At 72.3% G+C, this 14,457-nt stretch carries 12 protein-coding genes, 1 tRNA gene and 1 pseudogene; 6 read left to right on the top strand and 8 right to left on the bottom strand.

Annotation, left to right across the window (positions count from 1 at the left end; translation table 11 throughout):
• Nucleotides 1-16 precede the first annotated feature (16 nt).
• Both tmk and topA read right to left on the bottom strand, forming a co-directional pair.
• Complete coding sequence (tmk, locus tag TCUR_RS28450; protein WP_012854853.1) at nucleotides 17-2,032, bottom strand: dTMP kinase; 2,016 nt, start codon at nucleotides 2,030-2,032, stop codon at nucleotides 17-19.
• A gap of 64 nt (nucleotides 2,033-2,096) precedes the next feature.
• Nucleotides 2,097-4,877 (bottom strand): type I DNA topoisomerase, encoded by a 2,781-nt coding sequence (gene topA, locus TCUR_RS22355; protein ID WP_012854854.1) that lies wholly within the window; start codon nucleotides 4,875-4,877, stop codon nucleotides 2,097-2,099.
• Between the two features lie 257 nt (nucleotides 4,878-5,134).
• Between topA and TCUR_RS22360 the strand changes: the two genes are divergently transcribed.
• Nucleotides 5,135-5,320: a DUF5703 family protein gene (locus TCUR_RS22360; protein WP_012854855.1), complete on the top strand. Its 186-nt coding sequence runs from the start codon at nucleotides 5,135-5,137 to the stop codon at nucleotides 5,318-5,320.
• Between the two features lie 120 nt (nucleotides 5,321-5,440).
• Here TCUR_RS22360 and TCUR_RS22365 read toward each other — a convergent pair whose 3' ends face one another.
• Nucleotides 5,441-6,763 carry a M20/M25/M40 family metallo-hydrolase gene (locus TCUR_RS22365; protein ID WP_012854856.1) on the bottom strand — a complete coding sequence of 441 codons (1,323 nt, stop codon included), beginning with the start codon at nucleotides 6,761-6,763 and terminating at the stop codon, nucleotides 5,441-5,443.
• 202 nt (nucleotides 6,764-6,965) lie between these two features.
• Between TCUR_RS22365 and TCUR_RS22370 the strand changes: the two genes are divergently transcribed.
• Nucleotides 6,966-7,054 (top strand) — tRNA-Leu (locus TCUR_RS22370).
• A gap of 107 nt (nucleotides 7,055-7,161) precedes the next feature.
• On the opposite strand, the gene TCUR_RS27225 is transcribed toward TCUR_RS22370, so the two are convergent.
• Complete coding sequence (locus TCUR_RS27225) at nucleotides 7,162-7,440, bottom strand: hypothetical protein (protein ID WP_012854857.1); 279 nt, start codon at nucleotides 7,438-7,440, stop codon at nucleotides 7,162-7,164.
• Nucleotides 7,441-7,654: 214 nt separating this feature from the next.
• Nucleotides 7,655-8,638, bottom strand: a complete 984-nt coding sequence (locus TCUR_RS22380) for a helix-turn-helix transcriptional regulator (RefSeq protein ID WP_012854858.1) — start codon at nucleotides 8,636-8,638, stop codon at nucleotides 7,655-7,657.
• 64 nt (nucleotides 8,639-8,702) lie between these two features.
• Between TCUR_RS22380 and TCUR_RS22385 the strand changes: the two genes are divergently transcribed.
• From TCUR_RS22385 to TCUR_RS25190, 3 genes are all read left to right on the top strand, one after another.
• Nucleotides 8,703-9,872, top strand: coding sequence for an epoxide hydrolase family protein (locus tag TCUR_RS22385; RefSeq protein ID WP_012854859.1), 1,170 nt, complete (start codon nucleotides 8,703-8,705; stop codon nucleotides 9,870-9,872).
• Between the two features lie 77 nt (nucleotides 9,873-9,949).
• Nucleotides 9,950-10,603 carry a response regulator transcription factor gene (locus TCUR_RS22390; RefSeq protein WP_041442751.1) on the top strand — a complete coding sequence of 218 codons (654 nt, stop codon included), beginning with the start codon at nucleotides 9,950-9,952 and terminating at the stop codon, nucleotides 10,601-10,603.
• A 332-nt stretch (nucleotides 10,604-10,935) separates the two neighbouring features.
• A complete protein-coding gene (locus TCUR_RS25190; RefSeq protein WP_052305591.1) occupies nucleotides 10,936-11,430 on the top strand; it encodes a hypothetical protein in 495 nt (164 codons plus the stop codon).
• Between the two features lie 11 nt (nucleotides 11,431-11,441).
• Here the strand turns inward: TCUR_RS25190 and TCUR_RS28455 are convergent, their stop codons facing one another.
• Nucleotides 11,442-11,567, bottom strand: a complete 126-nt coding sequence (locus TCUR_RS28455) for a hypothetical protein (RefSeq protein ID WP_281055048.1) — start codon at nucleotides 11,565-11,567, stop codon at nucleotides 11,442-11,444.
• Between TCUR_RS28455 and TCUR_RS22395 the strand changes: the two genes are divergently transcribed.
• Nucleotides 11,566-12,594 carry a sensor histidine kinase gene (locus tag TCUR_RS22395; protein WP_052305592.1) on the top strand — a complete coding sequence of 343 codons (1,029 nt, stop codon included), beginning with the start codon at nucleotides 11,566-11,568 and terminating at the stop codon, nucleotides 12,592-12,594. The two genes, TCUR_RS28455 and TCUR_RS22395, sit on opposite strands and share 2 nt — an antisense overlap.
• A gap of 6 nt (nucleotides 12,595-12,600) precedes the next feature.
• On the opposite strand, the gene TCUR_RS22400 is transcribed toward TCUR_RS22395, so the two are convergent.
• Both TCUR_RS22400 and TCUR_RS22405 read right to left on the bottom strand, forming a co-directional pair.
• Nucleotides 12,601-13,380, bottom strand: coding sequence for an ABC transporter permease (locus tag TCUR_RS22400; protein WP_012854862.1), 780 nt, complete (start codon nucleotides 13,378-13,380; stop codon nucleotides 12,601-12,603).
• Nucleotides 13,377-14,323: pseudogene (locus tag TCUR_RS22405) on the bottom strand (ATP-binding cassette domain-containing protein). The gene TCUR_RS22400 and the pseudogene TCUR_RS22405 overlap by 4 nt, the downstream one beginning before the upstream one ends.
• Between the last annotated feature and the right edge of the window lie 134 nt (nucleotides 14,324-14,457).

Raw genomic sequence — 14,457 nt, forward strand, 5'->3', positions numbered from 1 at the left:
CCCCAAGGCTAGGGCGTCAGTCGGCGATGGCGGGAAAGGTGCTGGTGATGTCCTCGGTGCTGGGCGGGATGGGGTCGGGCAGGATCTGGCGGAGCCGGTCGCGGATCTGCCGGCTGAGCTCCTCCTGGGGGCGGGTGGCGTCCAGCACCAGGTAGCGGTCCGGGTCGGCTTCGGCGAGCTTGCGGAAGCCGCGGCGGACCCGCTCGTGGAAGTCCAGCGGCTCGGACTCCATCCGGTCGGCCGGGGAGGCGAAGCGGCCCAGGCCGGTCTGCGGGGGCAGGTCCAGCAGCACCGTCAGATCCGGCTGCAACCCGTCGGTGGCCCAGCGGTTGACCTCGGCGATCTCCTCGACCGGCAGTTCCCGGCCGTAGCCCTGGTAGGCCAGGGAGGAGTCCACATACCGGTCGCTGACCACGATCGCGCCGCGCTCCAGCGCGGGTTTGATCACGTTGGCCACGTGGTTGGCGCGGTCGGCCGCATACAGCAGCGTCTCGGCGCGCGCCGACAGCCCGGTGGTCTCCTTGTCCAGCAGGATGGCGCGCAGCCGCATGCCGACCTTGGTGGCGCCCGGCTCGTTGGTGGTCACCACGTCGTAGCCGTGGTCGCGCAGCCAGATCGCGGTCAGCCGGGCCTGGGTGGTCTTGCCGGCGCCCTCGCCGCCCTCGAACGCGATGAACACCCCCCGTTCCCGGGCGGCCGGTTGTGCGGCCTCGGGCGGGGTGTAGGGGACGCCGCGCAGCGCCGCGGCCAGCTCGGCGCCCAGCGGCACCCCGCGGCGGTCGTCCAGCGCGCGGTGGGCGACCAGCCCGATCAGCAGCGTCACCAGCGCCACGGCCAGCAGCACGACGTTGACGCCGTCCAGCGAGTAGGCGGCCTCGTCGGTCAGGCGCAGGGTGTGCTCCCCGATCACGCCGGCCAGCAGGGGCGCGGCGGCCAGCGTCACCGGCAGCACCGCACGGGCCAGCGCCTGCAGGAACGCCTGCGCGGGCGCGCGGTCCTCCTCCTCGGCCTCGGTGTGGACGAGGGTGCGCGCGGTGGCCCACGCCACCCCGCAGGCCCAGCCCAGCAGCCCGGCCAGCACGACCACCACCACCAGGTTGTGGATCAGCGCCAGGGCCGCCGTCACCGCACCGGCCGCCCAGGCCGTCAGCCCCAGCAGCCGCCGCCGGCTGAAGTCGCCCAGCAGCCGGGGGCCCTGCAGCAGCCCGCAGGCCGTCCCGGTGAACGCCGCGCCCAGCAGCGCCCCGAACCCGGCGTCGCCGCCGCCCAGCGCGGCCACGTAGATCCGGGCCACGCCGGCCACCGCGCCGCCGGCCGCGAGCACCCCGGCCAGCGCGGCGGTCAGCCCGCGCAGCCCCTTGAGGCCGGTGCGCCCGGCCCGCACGCGCGGCGCCACGGGGCGGGGGGCGGCCGGGACGGCGCCCATGGCGAAGACCGCCACGATCGACAGCAGGAAGACCGCGGCGGTGGCGTAGGCCGGCAGGTCGGCGCGGGCCCGTCCCTCCAGCAGCGCCTGGGCGGCCAGCGCCAGCAGCGCCAGCAGCAGCGCGGCCACGGGCGCGGCGCCGTAGCCGATCCGGGCGGCGCGCCGGTGCGGGGCCTGCGCCTTGCCGGGGGGCACCAGGTCGTCGATCACGGCCTCGGCGCAGGCCCGCCACAGCACCGACAGGCAGCCGACGAGCAGCGCCGCCACCATCAGCCAGGCCGCCTGCCCGATCAGCGGGACGGTCACCAGCAGCGCCGCCCGCAGCACGTCGGCGGAGATCATGGCCGTCCGCCGATCCAGCCGGACGGCCGCGGCCGCCGCCAGGCCGGGCGGCAGCGCCGCCGGCAGCACCCGGCACAGCAGCGCCCCGCCCACCGCCAGCGACTGGACGGCATACCCCTCGCCCGAGGTGAGCGCCCAGGCCAGGGCGGTCAGGGCGAGCAGGCTCAGCCAGTCGCCGAGACCGGCCAGCGACAAGGCGAGCCACAGCCGCCGCAGCGGCTTGATCGACAGCACATCCGGCTCGGCCGCGCCCGTTCTGGTCATGTCGGTCAGGGTATCGACGTGACCCTGCCCGAGGGGACCGGTCTGCGTACTTCCTTGACTACGGTCAGGTCGCGGAGCGAGCGGATGTCTTCTTGGCCGTGGTCTTCTTGGCGGTCGCGGTCTTCTTGGCCGAGGCGCGCCGCGTGGCGGTCTTGCGCCCGCCGCCCGCGGCGACCTTCTCGCGCCGCTCGGCCAGCAGCTCGGCCGCACGCTGGACGGTGATGGACTCCACCTCATCCCCCTTGCGGAGGCTGGCGTTGGTCTCCCCGTCGGTCACGTAGGGACCGAAGCGGCCCTCCTTGACCACGATCGGCTTGCCGGTGGCCGGGTCCTCCCCCAGCTCGCGCAGCGGCGCCGATGCCGCACTCCGGCCCCGGCCGCGCTGCTTGGGCTGGGCGAACAGCTCCCGGGCCTGCTCCAGGGTGAGGGTGAACAGCTCCTCGTCGGAGGCCAGGGAGCGGCTGTCGGAGCCCTTTTTGACGTACGGGCCGAAGCGGCCGTTGTGCACGGTCACCGGCTCGCCGTCCAGTTCCCCGAGGGTGCGCGGCAGCGACAGCAGCTTCAGCGCGTCCTCGAGGGTGACCGTCTCCGGCCGCATCGACTTCAGCAGCGAGGCGGTGCGCGGCTTGGGCGCGTCCTTCTTCTTGCGCCCGGAGGCGGTAGTGGTCAGCTCCTCGGGCAGCACCTCGGTCACATACGGGCCGAACCGGCCGGTCTTGAGCACGATCGCATGCCCGGTCTCGGGGTCGCGGCCCAGTTCGCGGTCGCCGCTGGGCTGGGCGAACAGCTCCTCGGCCTTCTCGGCGGTCAGCTCATCGGGCGCCAGGTCGGCGGGGATGTTGACGCGCTCTTCGGTGCCGTCCGGCTTGGTGCGCACCAGGTACGGGCCGTACCGGCCGACCCGGGCGGTGATGTCGCTGCCGGGGATCGGGAACGTGCTGACCCCGATGGCGTCGATCTCGCCCAGATCGGTGACCAGCTCCTTCAGGCCGACCTCGCCCTCGCCGTTGCCGTCGCCGAAGTAGAAGCGGCGCAGCCACGGCACCCGCTCGGCCTCGCCCCGGGCGATCAGGTCGAGGATGTCCTCCATCTTGGCGGTGAAGTCGTAGTCGACCAGGTGCCCGAAGTGCTTCTCCAGCAGGTTGACCACGGCGAACGCCAGGAAGGACGGCACCAGCGCGGTGCCCTTTTTGAACACGTATCCGCGTTCGAGGATCGTCCCCAGGATCGTGGCGTAGGTGGAGGGCCGGCCGATCTCCCGCTCCTCCAGCTCCTTGACCAAGGTGGCCTCGGTGTAGCGGGCGGGCGGGCGGGTGCTGTGCCCCTGGGCCTGCAGCCGCTCGGCGCTCAGCGGGTCGCCCTCGGCCAGGGCCGGCAGGCGCCGCTCGCTGTCGTCGGCGTCGGACTCGGGGTCGTCGGCGCCCTCCACATACGCCTTCAGGAAGCCGTAGAAGGTGATGGTCTTGCCGGTGGCGGCGAACTCGGCCCGCTCGCCGGCGCTGGAGGAGCCCTCCACCCGCACCGACACCGACTGGCCGACGGCGTCCTTCATCTGGGAGGCGATGGTGCGTTTCCAGATCAGCTCATACAGCCGGAACTGGTCGCCGGTCAGCCCGGTCTCGGCCGGGGTGCGGAAGACGTCCCCGGCGGGGCGGATCGCCTCGTGCGCCTCCTGGGCGTTCTTGACCTTCGTGGCGTAGATGCGGGGCTTGTCGGCGACGTACTCGGGGCCGTACAGCGCGGTGGCCTGGGCGCGGGCGGCGGCCAGGGCGGTCTCCGACAGGTTGGTGCTGTCGGTCCGCATGTAGGTGATGAAGCCGTTCTCATACAGCCGCTGCGCCACCTGCATCGTGTACTTGGCCGAGAAGCCCAGCTTGCGGCTGGCCTCCTGCTGCAGGGTGGTGGTGCGGAACGGCGCGTACGGCTTGCGGGTGTAGGGCTTGCGCTCGACGGAGGTGACCGTGAAGGGACGCCCGGACAGCCGCTCGGCCAGGCCGCGCGCCGCCTCCTCGTCCAGGTGCAGCAGCTCGGCGGACTTCAGCTCGCCCCGGGAGGAGAAGTCACGGCCCTGGGCGATGCGCTTGCCGTCCACCCCGACCAGGTGCGCGACGAACGAGCGGAGGCCGCCCTCCTCGTCGGCGGCGGCGACGGCGAAGTCGGCCTCGATGTCCCAGTAGTGGGCGGGGACGAACGCGATGCGCTCGCGTTCGCGCTCCACCACCAGGCGGGTGGCCACCGACTGCACCCGGCCGGCCGACAGGCCCTGCATGATCTTGCGCCACAGCACCGGGCTGACTTCGAAGCCGTAGAGGCGGTCCAGGATGCGCCGGGTCTCCTGGGCGTCCACCAGCTTCAGGTCCAGCTCGCGGGGGTTGGCGGCGGCGTGCCGGATCGCCTCGGGGGTGATCTCGTTGAACACCATGCGGTGCACCGGGATCTTGGGCTTGAGCACCTCGCGCAGGTGCCAGGCGATCGCCTCCCCCTCGCGGTCCTCGTCGGTGGCCAGGTAGAGCTCGTCGGCCTCCTTCAGCGCCTTGCGCAGCTTGGCGACCTGGCTCTTTTTGTCCGGGGTGACCTCGTAGTACGGCTCGAAGTCCTTGTCGACGTTCACGCCGAGCTTGGCCCAAGGCTCGTTCTTGATCTCCTCGGGCATGTCGGCGGGCCGCGGGATGTCGCGGATGTGGCCGATACTGGACTCCACGACATAGCCGCTGCCCAGGTAACCGGCGATCGTCTTGGCCTTGGCGGGCGACTCGACGATCACCAGGCGTGTGCCCGTGCCACTGGACGCCGCGGCCCGGCCCCGACCCCGGCCCCGCTGTGCTGTGCCGTTCTTGGCTGGCACGATCGCTCCAACCTCACTGTCTTCGTCCGTCACGTGCGTGGATGTCCCCGGATGTCTCCTTGAGAACCCCGATGTCCTCCCCGAGACAACATGGAAGGCCTTCGCAACCTTCCAGCGCCTCGTCTTCCCCGCAAGTTCCCTTCGCCGCGAACCTCCGACAGGATGACACGTCCCCGCCGGCATCGCAGACCCCGAGCGGCGGAGGATCCTCCCCCGACCCTCCCCAGCAGGCGTTCCCCGAGTCATAATGAGGGGTAATGGCGGAGTACACCTACCTCGTCCTGCGGCTGCCGCGCGGTACTTCCAGGGATGCCGCCCGGCAGTTGATGACCGAGCATGCCGAGTATGGCGGATGGGAACTCCACCGGTTGCGCCTCTACCCAGACGGTAGCCGCAGAATCCAGCTCCGCCGCAAGGTCATCCGCCCGGTGCTCACCCTCTGAAACGGCGCGGCCCGGCCGGATTCCGGGCGGGACGGGGGTGGCGGATCACACGCGTTGTGACGGTGCTCTCGTCCGCGTTCCGCCCGGACGCGGTCTCCTCAAGGGGCCGGGCGGTGCCCCTCAGGCCCGGTCCAGGAAACGGTCGAGGACCCGCACCCCGAAACGCAGGCCGTCCAGCGGCACCCGCTCGTCCACGCCGTGGAACATTCCGGAGAAGTCCAGCTCCGGCGGCAGCCGCAGCGGGGCGAAACCGAAGCAGCGCATTCCCAGGCGGGCGAACGCCTTGGCGTCGGTGCCGCCCGACAGGCAGTAGGGGACCGGCAGCGCCCCCGGGTCCTCGGCGGTCAGCGCCTCCTCCATGGCGGCCACCAGGGCGCCTTCATAGTCGGTCTCGACGGCCCGGTCGTGGTGGATGAACTCCCGGGTGACCTGCGGCCCGAGCAGCTCGTCCACGGTCGCGAAGAACTCCTCCTCGTGCCCCGGCAGGAACCGCCCGTCCACCTGCGCGGTCGCCTCCTGGGGGATGACGTTGACCTTGTAGCCGGCCTCCAGCACGGTCGGGTTGACCGTGTTGCGGAGGGTCGCCCCGATCATGCGGGCCAGCGGGCCGATCTGCGTCAGGCACTTTTCCGGGTCGTCGGGGTCGAACTCCACGCCGTAGGCCTGGCAGGCCCGTTCCAGGAACGCCCGCACCGTCTTGGTCAGCCGGACCGGGAAGCGGTGGGAGCCCAGCCGGGCCACCGCCGCCGCCACCGCGGTGACCGCGTTGTCGGGGTGCACCATCGAGCCGTGCCCGGCCGTCCCGGCGGCTTTCAGCCGCATCCAGGCGATGCCTTTTTCGGCCGCCTCGATCAGGTACATCCGCCGGTCCCCGGGGACCGTCAGGCTGAACCCGCCGACCTCGCCGACCGCCTCGGTGCACCCTTCGAACAGCTCCGGATGCTCGTCCACCAGCCACTGGGCGCCCCACGTGCCGCCGGCCTCCTCGTCGGCCAGGAACGCCACCACCACATCCCGCGGCGGCCTGCGGCCCTCGCGCATCCGCTGCCGGACGACCGCCAGCATCATGGCGTCCATGTCCTTCATGTCGACCGCGCCGCGGCCCCACACGCACCCGTCGGCGATCTCCCCGCTGAAGGGGTGGTGCGTCCAGTCCTCGGCCCGCGCCGGCACCACGTCCAGGTGGCCGTGCAGCAGCAGCGCGTCCCGGCCGGGGTCCTCTCCTTCGATCCGGGCGATGACGCTGGTCCGCTTGGGGTGCGATTCCAGCACCACCGGCTCCAGGCCGACTTCGGCCAATTTCTCGGCCACGTACTCGGCCGCGGCCCGCTCCCCCGGGCCGGAGTGATCTCCCGGGTTGCTGGTGTCGATCCTGATCAGCTCCTGGCAGAGCCGGACGACCTCTTCCTCTGCTCCCTCGTGCGCGCCGATGCGCTCAGCCACCGGGCCCCTCCTTGACCTGTTGCCTTGACGGCCCTCGCCTCCTACCCCGCCCATCGTGCCCCCCGATCGACCTGGTCGCGAATCCGTGCGTCTCTTTGATCGGCCTCACCGCGGGTGCATGTGTCCCTCGATCGACTTCGCCGCGAGTCGGCGCGTTTGATATCGTTGGCACGCCGACGCGCGCTGGTGCGCGTGTGCTCGAGTCCGGGTGGCGGAATAGGCAGACGCGCTAGCTTGAGGTGCTAGTGCCCTTCACAGGGCATGGGGGTTCAAGTCCCCCCTCGGACACCAGGAAAGCCCTGAGTCTGCGCGAGTCACAGACTCGGGGCTTTTGTCGTGTCCGGTTTTCGAAGTTCTGCCGTTCATCTCTTCCCGTCGACCGGGAACGCGAGGAATTCTCACATCCACGGGTGGGTTTTCACCGCGGTCACCGGCCATGAGACGAAGGTGACGATGGGCAGATCCACGCTGATGTGCCCGTAACGGAGAGAGCGGGGTCCGGCCTCGTCCCGGAACGGGCCACCCGCCTCCACCCGCGCACGCGACCGGCCCGAGGGCGGACGGTGGGAGCGCGGCGGCAATCCTTCGTCCTCGGCGGCGTCTTCCCCGAATTGGAGCGGCTGGTCCAGCGCCACCGCCTCGTCCCACCCGTCGGGACCGGTGTTCTGATCGCCCAACCCATGGGACCGCTTTCGGGGTGATGGGACCGGCCAGGAGGCGCCCGGGCGGTGAGGGCACGCCGGAACGCGGCGGTGGGCAGGCCGGCCACACACAAGGTGATGACCGCGACGGCCGCCGCGTCGGTCCGTCCCCGCACCTCGTCGGCCGGGCGCGACAGCACCTCCAGCGGCCGCCGGCCGAGGCCGAGGAGCCGCTCGCGGTGCGCGCCCATCAGTCCCCGGGCGGCCGGCCGGGCCCGGTGGCGGCCTGGGCGGCCTTGCGCAGGCGGTCGCTCAGGTCGTGCAGGACGGGGATCAGTTCCGGGGGGTCGAGCACCTCGAAGTCGAAGCCCTTGGCGGCGACGTGGACGGCGAGTTCCTGCAGCGAATTGGAGCCGACGTGGAACAGGCAGCGGCCGGCGCCCACCGCCTCCAGGCGGCCGGCCGTCGGTGAGGTGCGGGGGGCGACCTCTTCCAAGGGGGCGTGGAAGAGGATGCGGGCCTGGTAGGCGTAGGGGGCGGTGCTGATGGAGTGGGAGACGTAGGCGGCGGTGTCCTCCTGGGGCAGGGGGCGCGGGGCGAAGCGGGCGCCGGGCGGGCCGAGGAGTTCTTCGATGCGGTCGACCCGGAAGGTGCGCCAGTCGTCCCGGCCCAGGTCGTAGGCGAGCAGGTACCAGCGGCGCGGGGTGTGGACCAGCCGGTAGGGCTCGACCTCGCGGGTGGAGGCGGTGCGGGAGCGGTAGCGCAGGCGGATGCGGCGGCGGTCGCGGCAGGCCGCGGCGATCGCGGTCAGCAGGTCGGCGTCCACGCCGCCGGTGGCCGCACCGGTCAGCGGCACGGCCGCATGGAAGGCGGCCACCCGGTGACGCAGCCGGGACGGCAGCACCTGCTGGACCTTGGCCAGCGCCCGCAGCGCGGCCTCCTCCAGGCCGGCGACGCTGCCGGTCGCGGCGGTGCGCAGGCTGATCGCCACCGCCACCGCCTCCTCGTCGTCCAGCAGCAGCGGCGGCAGAGCGGCACCGACGCCCAGCCGGTACCCGCCGGCGACGCCCGGGGTGGAGTCCACGGGGTAGCCCAGTTCGCGCAGCCGGTCGATGTCGCGGCGCACGGTGCGCAATCCGACCTGCAGGCGTTCGGCCAGCTCGGCGCCGGTCCAGTCGGCCCGTGACTGCAGCAGCGACAGCAGGCGCAGCAACCGCGCCGAAGTCTCCAGCACGGTTCCCCATTGTGGCCGCAATCAGTGCCAGAAGCTGTCACCATTCCCCGATAGCGTCGCGGACATGAGGAACACGCACCCCGCTGTGCCGGTCCGGCCCTACCGCGTCCACATCCCTCAGGCCGACCTGGATGACCTGCGCCACCGGCTGCGCCGCACCCGCTGGGCCCCGCAGCTGCCCGGCACCGGCTGGGAACGCGGCGTGCCCGCCGACTACCTGCGTGATCTCGCCGAGCACTGGGCCGAGGGCTTCGACTGGCGGCTCCAGGAGGCATCGCTCAACCGCTTCCCGCACCACACCACCGTGATCGACGGGGCGAACATCCACTTCGTGCATGTGCGCTCGCCCGAGCCCGACGCCGTCCCGCTGATGCTGCTGCACGGCTGGCCCGGCTCGATCGTGGAGTTCTGGGACCTGATCGGCCCGCTCACCGACCCGGCGGCGCACGGCGGCGCCGCCCGTGACGCCTTCCACCTGGTGATCCCGTCACTGCCCGGGTACGGCTTCTCCGGCCCGCTGCCCGGCACCGGCTGGAACGACACCCGCACCGCCGCGGCGCTGGTGCGGCTGATGGCCCGCCTGGGCTATGACCGCTACGGCGTGCAGGGCGGCGACGTCGGCGCGTTCATCGCGCCGCTGATGGGCCGCATCGCGCCGGACAACGTGATCGGCGTGCACGTCAACGGGCTGCTCACCTTCCCCGACGGCGACACGGAGGTCATGGCGGCGCTGACCGACGCCGAACGGGCGCGGCTGGAGGGGATGCGGCGCTGGCAGCGGGAGCTGGGCGCCTACATGCAACTGCAGGGCACCCGGCCGCAGACCATCGCGGCCGCGCTGCACGACAGCCCGGTCGGCCAGCTCGCCTGGATCGTGGAGAGGTTCAAGGACTGGACCGACCCGGCCGCCGAACTCCCCGAGGACGCGGTGGACCGGGACCGGATCCTCACCGACGTGAGCATCTACTGGTTCACCGGCACGGCCGGCTCCGCCGCCCACACCTACTACGAGCGCTTCAACGACCCGGCCATGCGGGCGCCGCGCACGCGCGGCACGGTACCCACCGGCGTCGCGGTGTTCCCCACCGACTACTCCGTGCGGCCACTGGCCGAGCGGGTGCACAACGTGGTGCGCTGGACCGAGTACGAGCGCGGCGGCCATTTCGCGGCGCTGGAGGCCCCCGATCTCATGGCCGCCGATATCCGCGCCTTCTTCAGGGAACTCCGGCCATGAATTTCCCGCACCACCGATATGCGGCTCTATGAGGCATCGACGATCCCGGCCCACTGAAATTCAGTAGCATGCCGCGTGTGATCCGGGCGCTTTTGGCCGATGATGAGCCGATTGTTCGGGTCGGGGTCAACGCGATCCTCGGTTCCGACGAGGGGATCGAGGTCGTCGCCGAGGCGGCGGACGGGGCGCAGGCCGTGGAGCAGGCCCGGCGGGTGCGTCCCGATGTGGCGTTGCTCGATGTGCGCATGCCCGGTCTCGACGGTCTCGCCGCCGCTTCGGAAATCCGCCGGATCGTGCCGGAGACCGCCGTCATCATCTTGACGACCTTCGGGGAGAGCTCCTACATCCAGCGCGCGCTCACTGGAGGGGCCAGCGGGTTCCTGTTGAAGACGAGCGGCCCGCGGGAGCTGATCTCGGCGGTGCGGGCGGTCGCCGGCGGGGCGGCCTACCTGTCGCCCTGGGTGGCCAAATACGTGATATCGCAGATGCCGAACGACCGGATATCCCGGGCCGCCCGGGCGAGGGAACGGGTGGCACGGCTCACCGGCCGGGAGCGCGATGTGCTGGGCCTGCTCGGCCAGGGCCTGTCCAATGCGGAGATCGCCGCCCGGCTGCACCTTGTCGAAGGCACGGTGAAGGGTTATGTGAGCACGATCCTGCAGCGGCTGAACGTCGAAAACCGCGTGCAGGCGGCCATCCTCGCCTACGAGGCGGGACTGGTCGAACGCTGATTCGGGCGTCTTCGTGCAATCCGGCACCGCCGCTTCAGGTCTTCACGATCCCTGTGACGCCGAGCATTGAACCTTTTTCAACACGACGTTTCCACAGGTCGCATGCGGGGGCCTGGCAATCAGGGACGATGCCGTGCCCTGCGACGTCACGACCTCGGACACCATCGGGGCTCCCGTCTCCGGCGCCCGAGACCACGTGTTGAAAACGGTTCATCGGGAAGGCTTCATCCCCTCGTCCCCGAAAGCACCCGCCGGCGGCCATGTCTTTCGGAAGGTCTTGGAGGTGACTTCCGTCAGTCCTGCCCGTCCTGCGGCGTGGCTACGGTGATCCCATGGGGCGCTGGACCGGCCGTGTGCGCAAGGCGGTCTGGGCCTCGGCGCGTGCCGATCGCGATGCCGTGCCCGGCGCCGGGGGTGACGCGGGCCTGTGGGCGGCGCTGACGGCGCCCGCCGTGGCGGGTGAGCTGTATCCGCCGATCGGCGCCGGGGCGCTCGGCCGCGTCGCCGCCGTCTCGGCGGTGCCGGCGGCGGCGGTCTTCATGAGCCGCCGGGTGCCCGCCGTCTCGGTCGTCCTCACCGTCCCGCTGTGGGCGCTGGGCGATGTCTCCGACGCCGGATCGACCTCCCCGCAGAACGCCCCCTTCATCCTGATCACCGGTGTGACGTGCTACCTCATGGGGAGGCGGTCGCCCGGGACGTGCGCCGCCCTGCTGCTTTTCGCGGCGTCGGCCACGGCGCTCACCGCATCGGCGGCGCTCGCCCCGCCGGCCGCGGTCGCCTGGTTCACGCTGACGATGTACCTGCTGTTCTTCGGCGTGCTGCCCTGACTGCTGGGCCGCTACCGCCGCCGGCACCGGAAGCTGGTCGTCAGCGGCTGGGAACGGGCCGAACGGCTGGAGCGCGAGCGGCGGATCCTGGCCGAGCAGGCCAGGCTGCGGGAGCGGGCGCGCATCGCCGGTGACATGCACGACTCCCTCGGCCATGAGCCGAGCCTGATCGCGCTGCTCGCCGGCGCCCTGGAAGTCGACCGGTCGCTGGGGGAAAGGCACCGCGCCCTGGCGGCCGAGCTGCGCTCCCGCGCCGACGCCGCGGTGCGGCGGCTGCACGAGACCATCGGCGTGCTGCGCGAGGGCACCGAGGTCCAGCCGGCCGGGGAGAGCGTCCAGGAGCTGGTGGAGCGGGCGCGCGGCTCCGGGATGGATGTGAAGCCGCCCCGGTGGGAGGACCTCCCCGGGCTTCCCCCGCTGGTGGAGCGCGCGGTGTACCGGGTCGTCCAGGAGTCGCTGACGAACGCCGCCAAGCACGCCCCGGGCGCCCCGGTTCAGGTCCGGATCGGCGTCCGCTCCGGGCACGTCGAGGTCGCCGTGGTCAACGGACCGCCGGTGCACGCCCCGCCCGCCGGCCGCGGCACGGGCGGCAACGGCCTGGTGGGGCTGCGGGAACGGGCCCGGCTGACCGGCGGGACGATGCACGCGGCCCCCACCGGGGAGGGCGGGTTCGAAGTGTCGGCGCGGTTGCCGCTCGACCCCGACGCGGCCCTCGCCCCGGCCTCGGGCGACCCCGGTGCGGCCGAACCGGAGCTGGAGTCGGCCCACCAGCGTCACCGCATGGAACGCGGGGTGCGGCGGAGCCTGGTCATCGCCATCGCCGTGCCGACGCTGCTCGGCCTCGGCATGGCCGCGGCGGTCATCGGGTTGTTCATCTGGCAGACGCTCGCCTCGCTCCTTGAGCCGGACGACTATGCCGCGCTCCGGGTCGGGCAGCGGCGCGCCGAGATCGCCTCCCGGCTGCCGTCACGGCAGTACCCGGAACGCCCGCCCGGCGTGCGGGAACCGCCCGTGCCGTCCGGGGCGCGCTGCGAGTACTACCGCTCCTCGGGCAACGTGCCGGCCCGGGACGTGGTGTACCGCCTGTGCTTCAAAGACGGCCGGCTCGCATCCAAGGACGTGCTGTCGGCGGAGCATCCGGCGTCCGGGACGCAGGGCGGCTGACCGGCCTCAGGCATCGCGCCTGTCGAGCACCAGCCTGGCCGCGAAGAACCCGCCCACCACCCAGGCGAGCTGGACCGCCGACCCGACCGGCGCGGGATACGGACCGGTGTCGATCATGATGAAGTTCCGGCCGCCGATGGCGGGCGTGTACTGCGAGGTCCACACCAGCGGCGGGATGCCGGAGGCCTGCATGACCGCCGGAACGGCCATGACGAGGAACGCCGTGGTCAAGGTGGCCGGAGCGCTGCGGATGAGTGTCGCGAGGTAGACCGTGAACACGCTGGACAGGCAGATGTACACGGCGATCGCCGCCACCTGGCAGGCCACCCGGCCCGGCTGCACGTCGCTGTACCGCCCCAGCGGCAGGTCCGCCGGCAGCACCCCGACGACCGCGATGACAAACCCCATGACGAGGGTCACCGCGCCGATCACCACGCTCTTGGCCAGCAGCAATCGGCCCCGGTCGGGCACCCACTGCAGGGTGGAGCGGATGCTGCCGGTGCCGTATTCGGCCGTCATCATCAGCATCGCCAACGCGGCGACCATGAGCTGCACCATGTAGAAGGCGGTGCCGCCCGCGACGTCGCCGGGCTTGTAGAGGGTGTGCAGGCCGTCGGCCTCGTTGTTGTTGGCGAGGGTGAGGCCGGCCGATGGGGCCGGCGCCGCCATCAGCAGGACGCTGCCGCAGACCAGCCACCGGGTCGACCGCACCGTCCACAGCTTCGTCCACTCCGCGGCCACCGCGCCGATGAGCGGGTGCTGCGTCGACAGGTTCCAGGTCGTCATCGCGCCACCCGCTCCTTTCGCCGGGCCGGGCTCTCGGCGTCGGCGAACTCGACGCTGTCGCCGGTCAGCTCCAGGTAGACCTGTTCCAGGGACGCCCCGTCCTGGCTCAGTTCGTGCAGCCGGACGCCCAGCCGGTGGGCCAGGTCGCCGACCTGCGCGGCCTGCGCGCCGACGGCCGGCAGCCCGCCCGGGCCGCCGGTGCGGACGTCCACCCCGCGGGCCGCCGGCTCCTCGCGCAGCCGCCGCAGGCCCTGCGGGTCGGGGCTGCGGACCTTGACCGCGGTGTGCGCGCTGCGCGCGATCAGTTCGTCCAGCGGGGCATCCGCGATCAGCCGGCCTCGGCCGATGATCACCAGATGGTCGGCGGTGATCTGCATCTCGCTCATCAGGTGGCTGGAGACGAACACCGTGCGTCCCTCGCCGGCCAGCCGTCTCATCGGGCCGCGGATCCAGCGCACCCCGTCGGCGTCCAGGCCGTTCACCGGCTCGTCGAACATCAAGATCTCCGGGTCGCCCAGCAGCGCGCCCGCCACGCCCAGGCGCTGGGTCATGCCCAGGGAGAACTCCCCGATGCGCCGGTCGGCCACCGCGCCGAGACCGACCTGGCCGGCACCTCCTCCACCCGGCGGGCGGGAATGCCGTTGCTGCGGGCCATGGCCGGCAGGTGGTGGCGGGCGCTGCGGCCCGGATGCACCGCCCTGGCGTCCAGCAGCGCGCCGACCCGCCGCAGCGGGTGCCGCAGCCGGCGGTAGGGCCTGCCGTCGATCAGGGCTCTTCCGGAGGTGGGCACGTCCAGCCCCAGGATCATCCGCATCGTGGTGGTCTTCCCCGCGCCGTTGGGGCCGAGGAAGCCGGTGACCTTGCCTCCGGTGATCGTCAGGGACAGATCGTCCACGGCCGTGGCGGTCCCATAGCGCTTGGTCAGGTTCTGCAGCTCGATCATGTGATGTCCGGTCCTCGTTGACGGGTGGCGCGACTTTACGGACCGGTGCGGTTCCGCCGCATCGAGCGAACGGCACGAACCGTCCCTGACTTTCGGGGGGAATCCTCAGGCGGCGGGAAACGCCCGCCGCCTGG

The organism is Thermomonospora curvata DSM 43183 (genome assembly GCF_000024385.1).
Lineage (GTDB): Bacteria > Actinomycetota > Actinomycetes > Streptosporangiales > Streptosporangiaceae > Thermomonospora > Thermomonospora curvata.

Excerpts from the sequence above, each read along its gene's own strand:
- tmk (WP_012854853.1), bottom strand. The coding sequence starts at position 2,032 with ATGACCAGAACGGGCGCGGCCGAGCCGGATGTGCTGTCGATCAAGCCG.
- TCUR_RS22360 (WP_012854855.1), top strand. The coding sequence starts at position 5,135 with ATGGCGGAGTACACCTACCTCGTCCTGCGGCTGCCGCGCGGTACTTCC.
- TCUR_RS22385 (WP_012854859.1), top strand. The coding sequence starts at position 8,703 with ATGAGGAACACGCACCCCGCTGTGCCGGTCCGGCCCTACCGCGTCCAC.
- TCUR_RS25190 (WP_052305591.1), top strand. The coding sequence starts at position 10,936 with ATGGGGCGCTGGACCGGCCGTGTGCGCAAGGCGGTCTGGGCCTCGGCG.
- TCUR_RS22395 (WP_052305592.1), top strand. The coding sequence starts at position 11,566 with ATGCACGACTCCCTCGGCCATGAGCCGAGCCTGATCGCGCTGCTCGCC.
- TCUR_RS28455 (WP_281055048.1), bottom strand. The coding sequence starts at position 11,567 with ATGTCACCGGCGATGCGCGCCCGCTCCCGCAGCCTGGCCTGCTCGGCC.
- TCUR_RS22400 (WP_012854862.1), bottom strand. The coding sequence starts at position 13,380 with ATGACGACCTGGAACCTGTCGACGCAGCACCCGCTCATCGGCGCGGTG.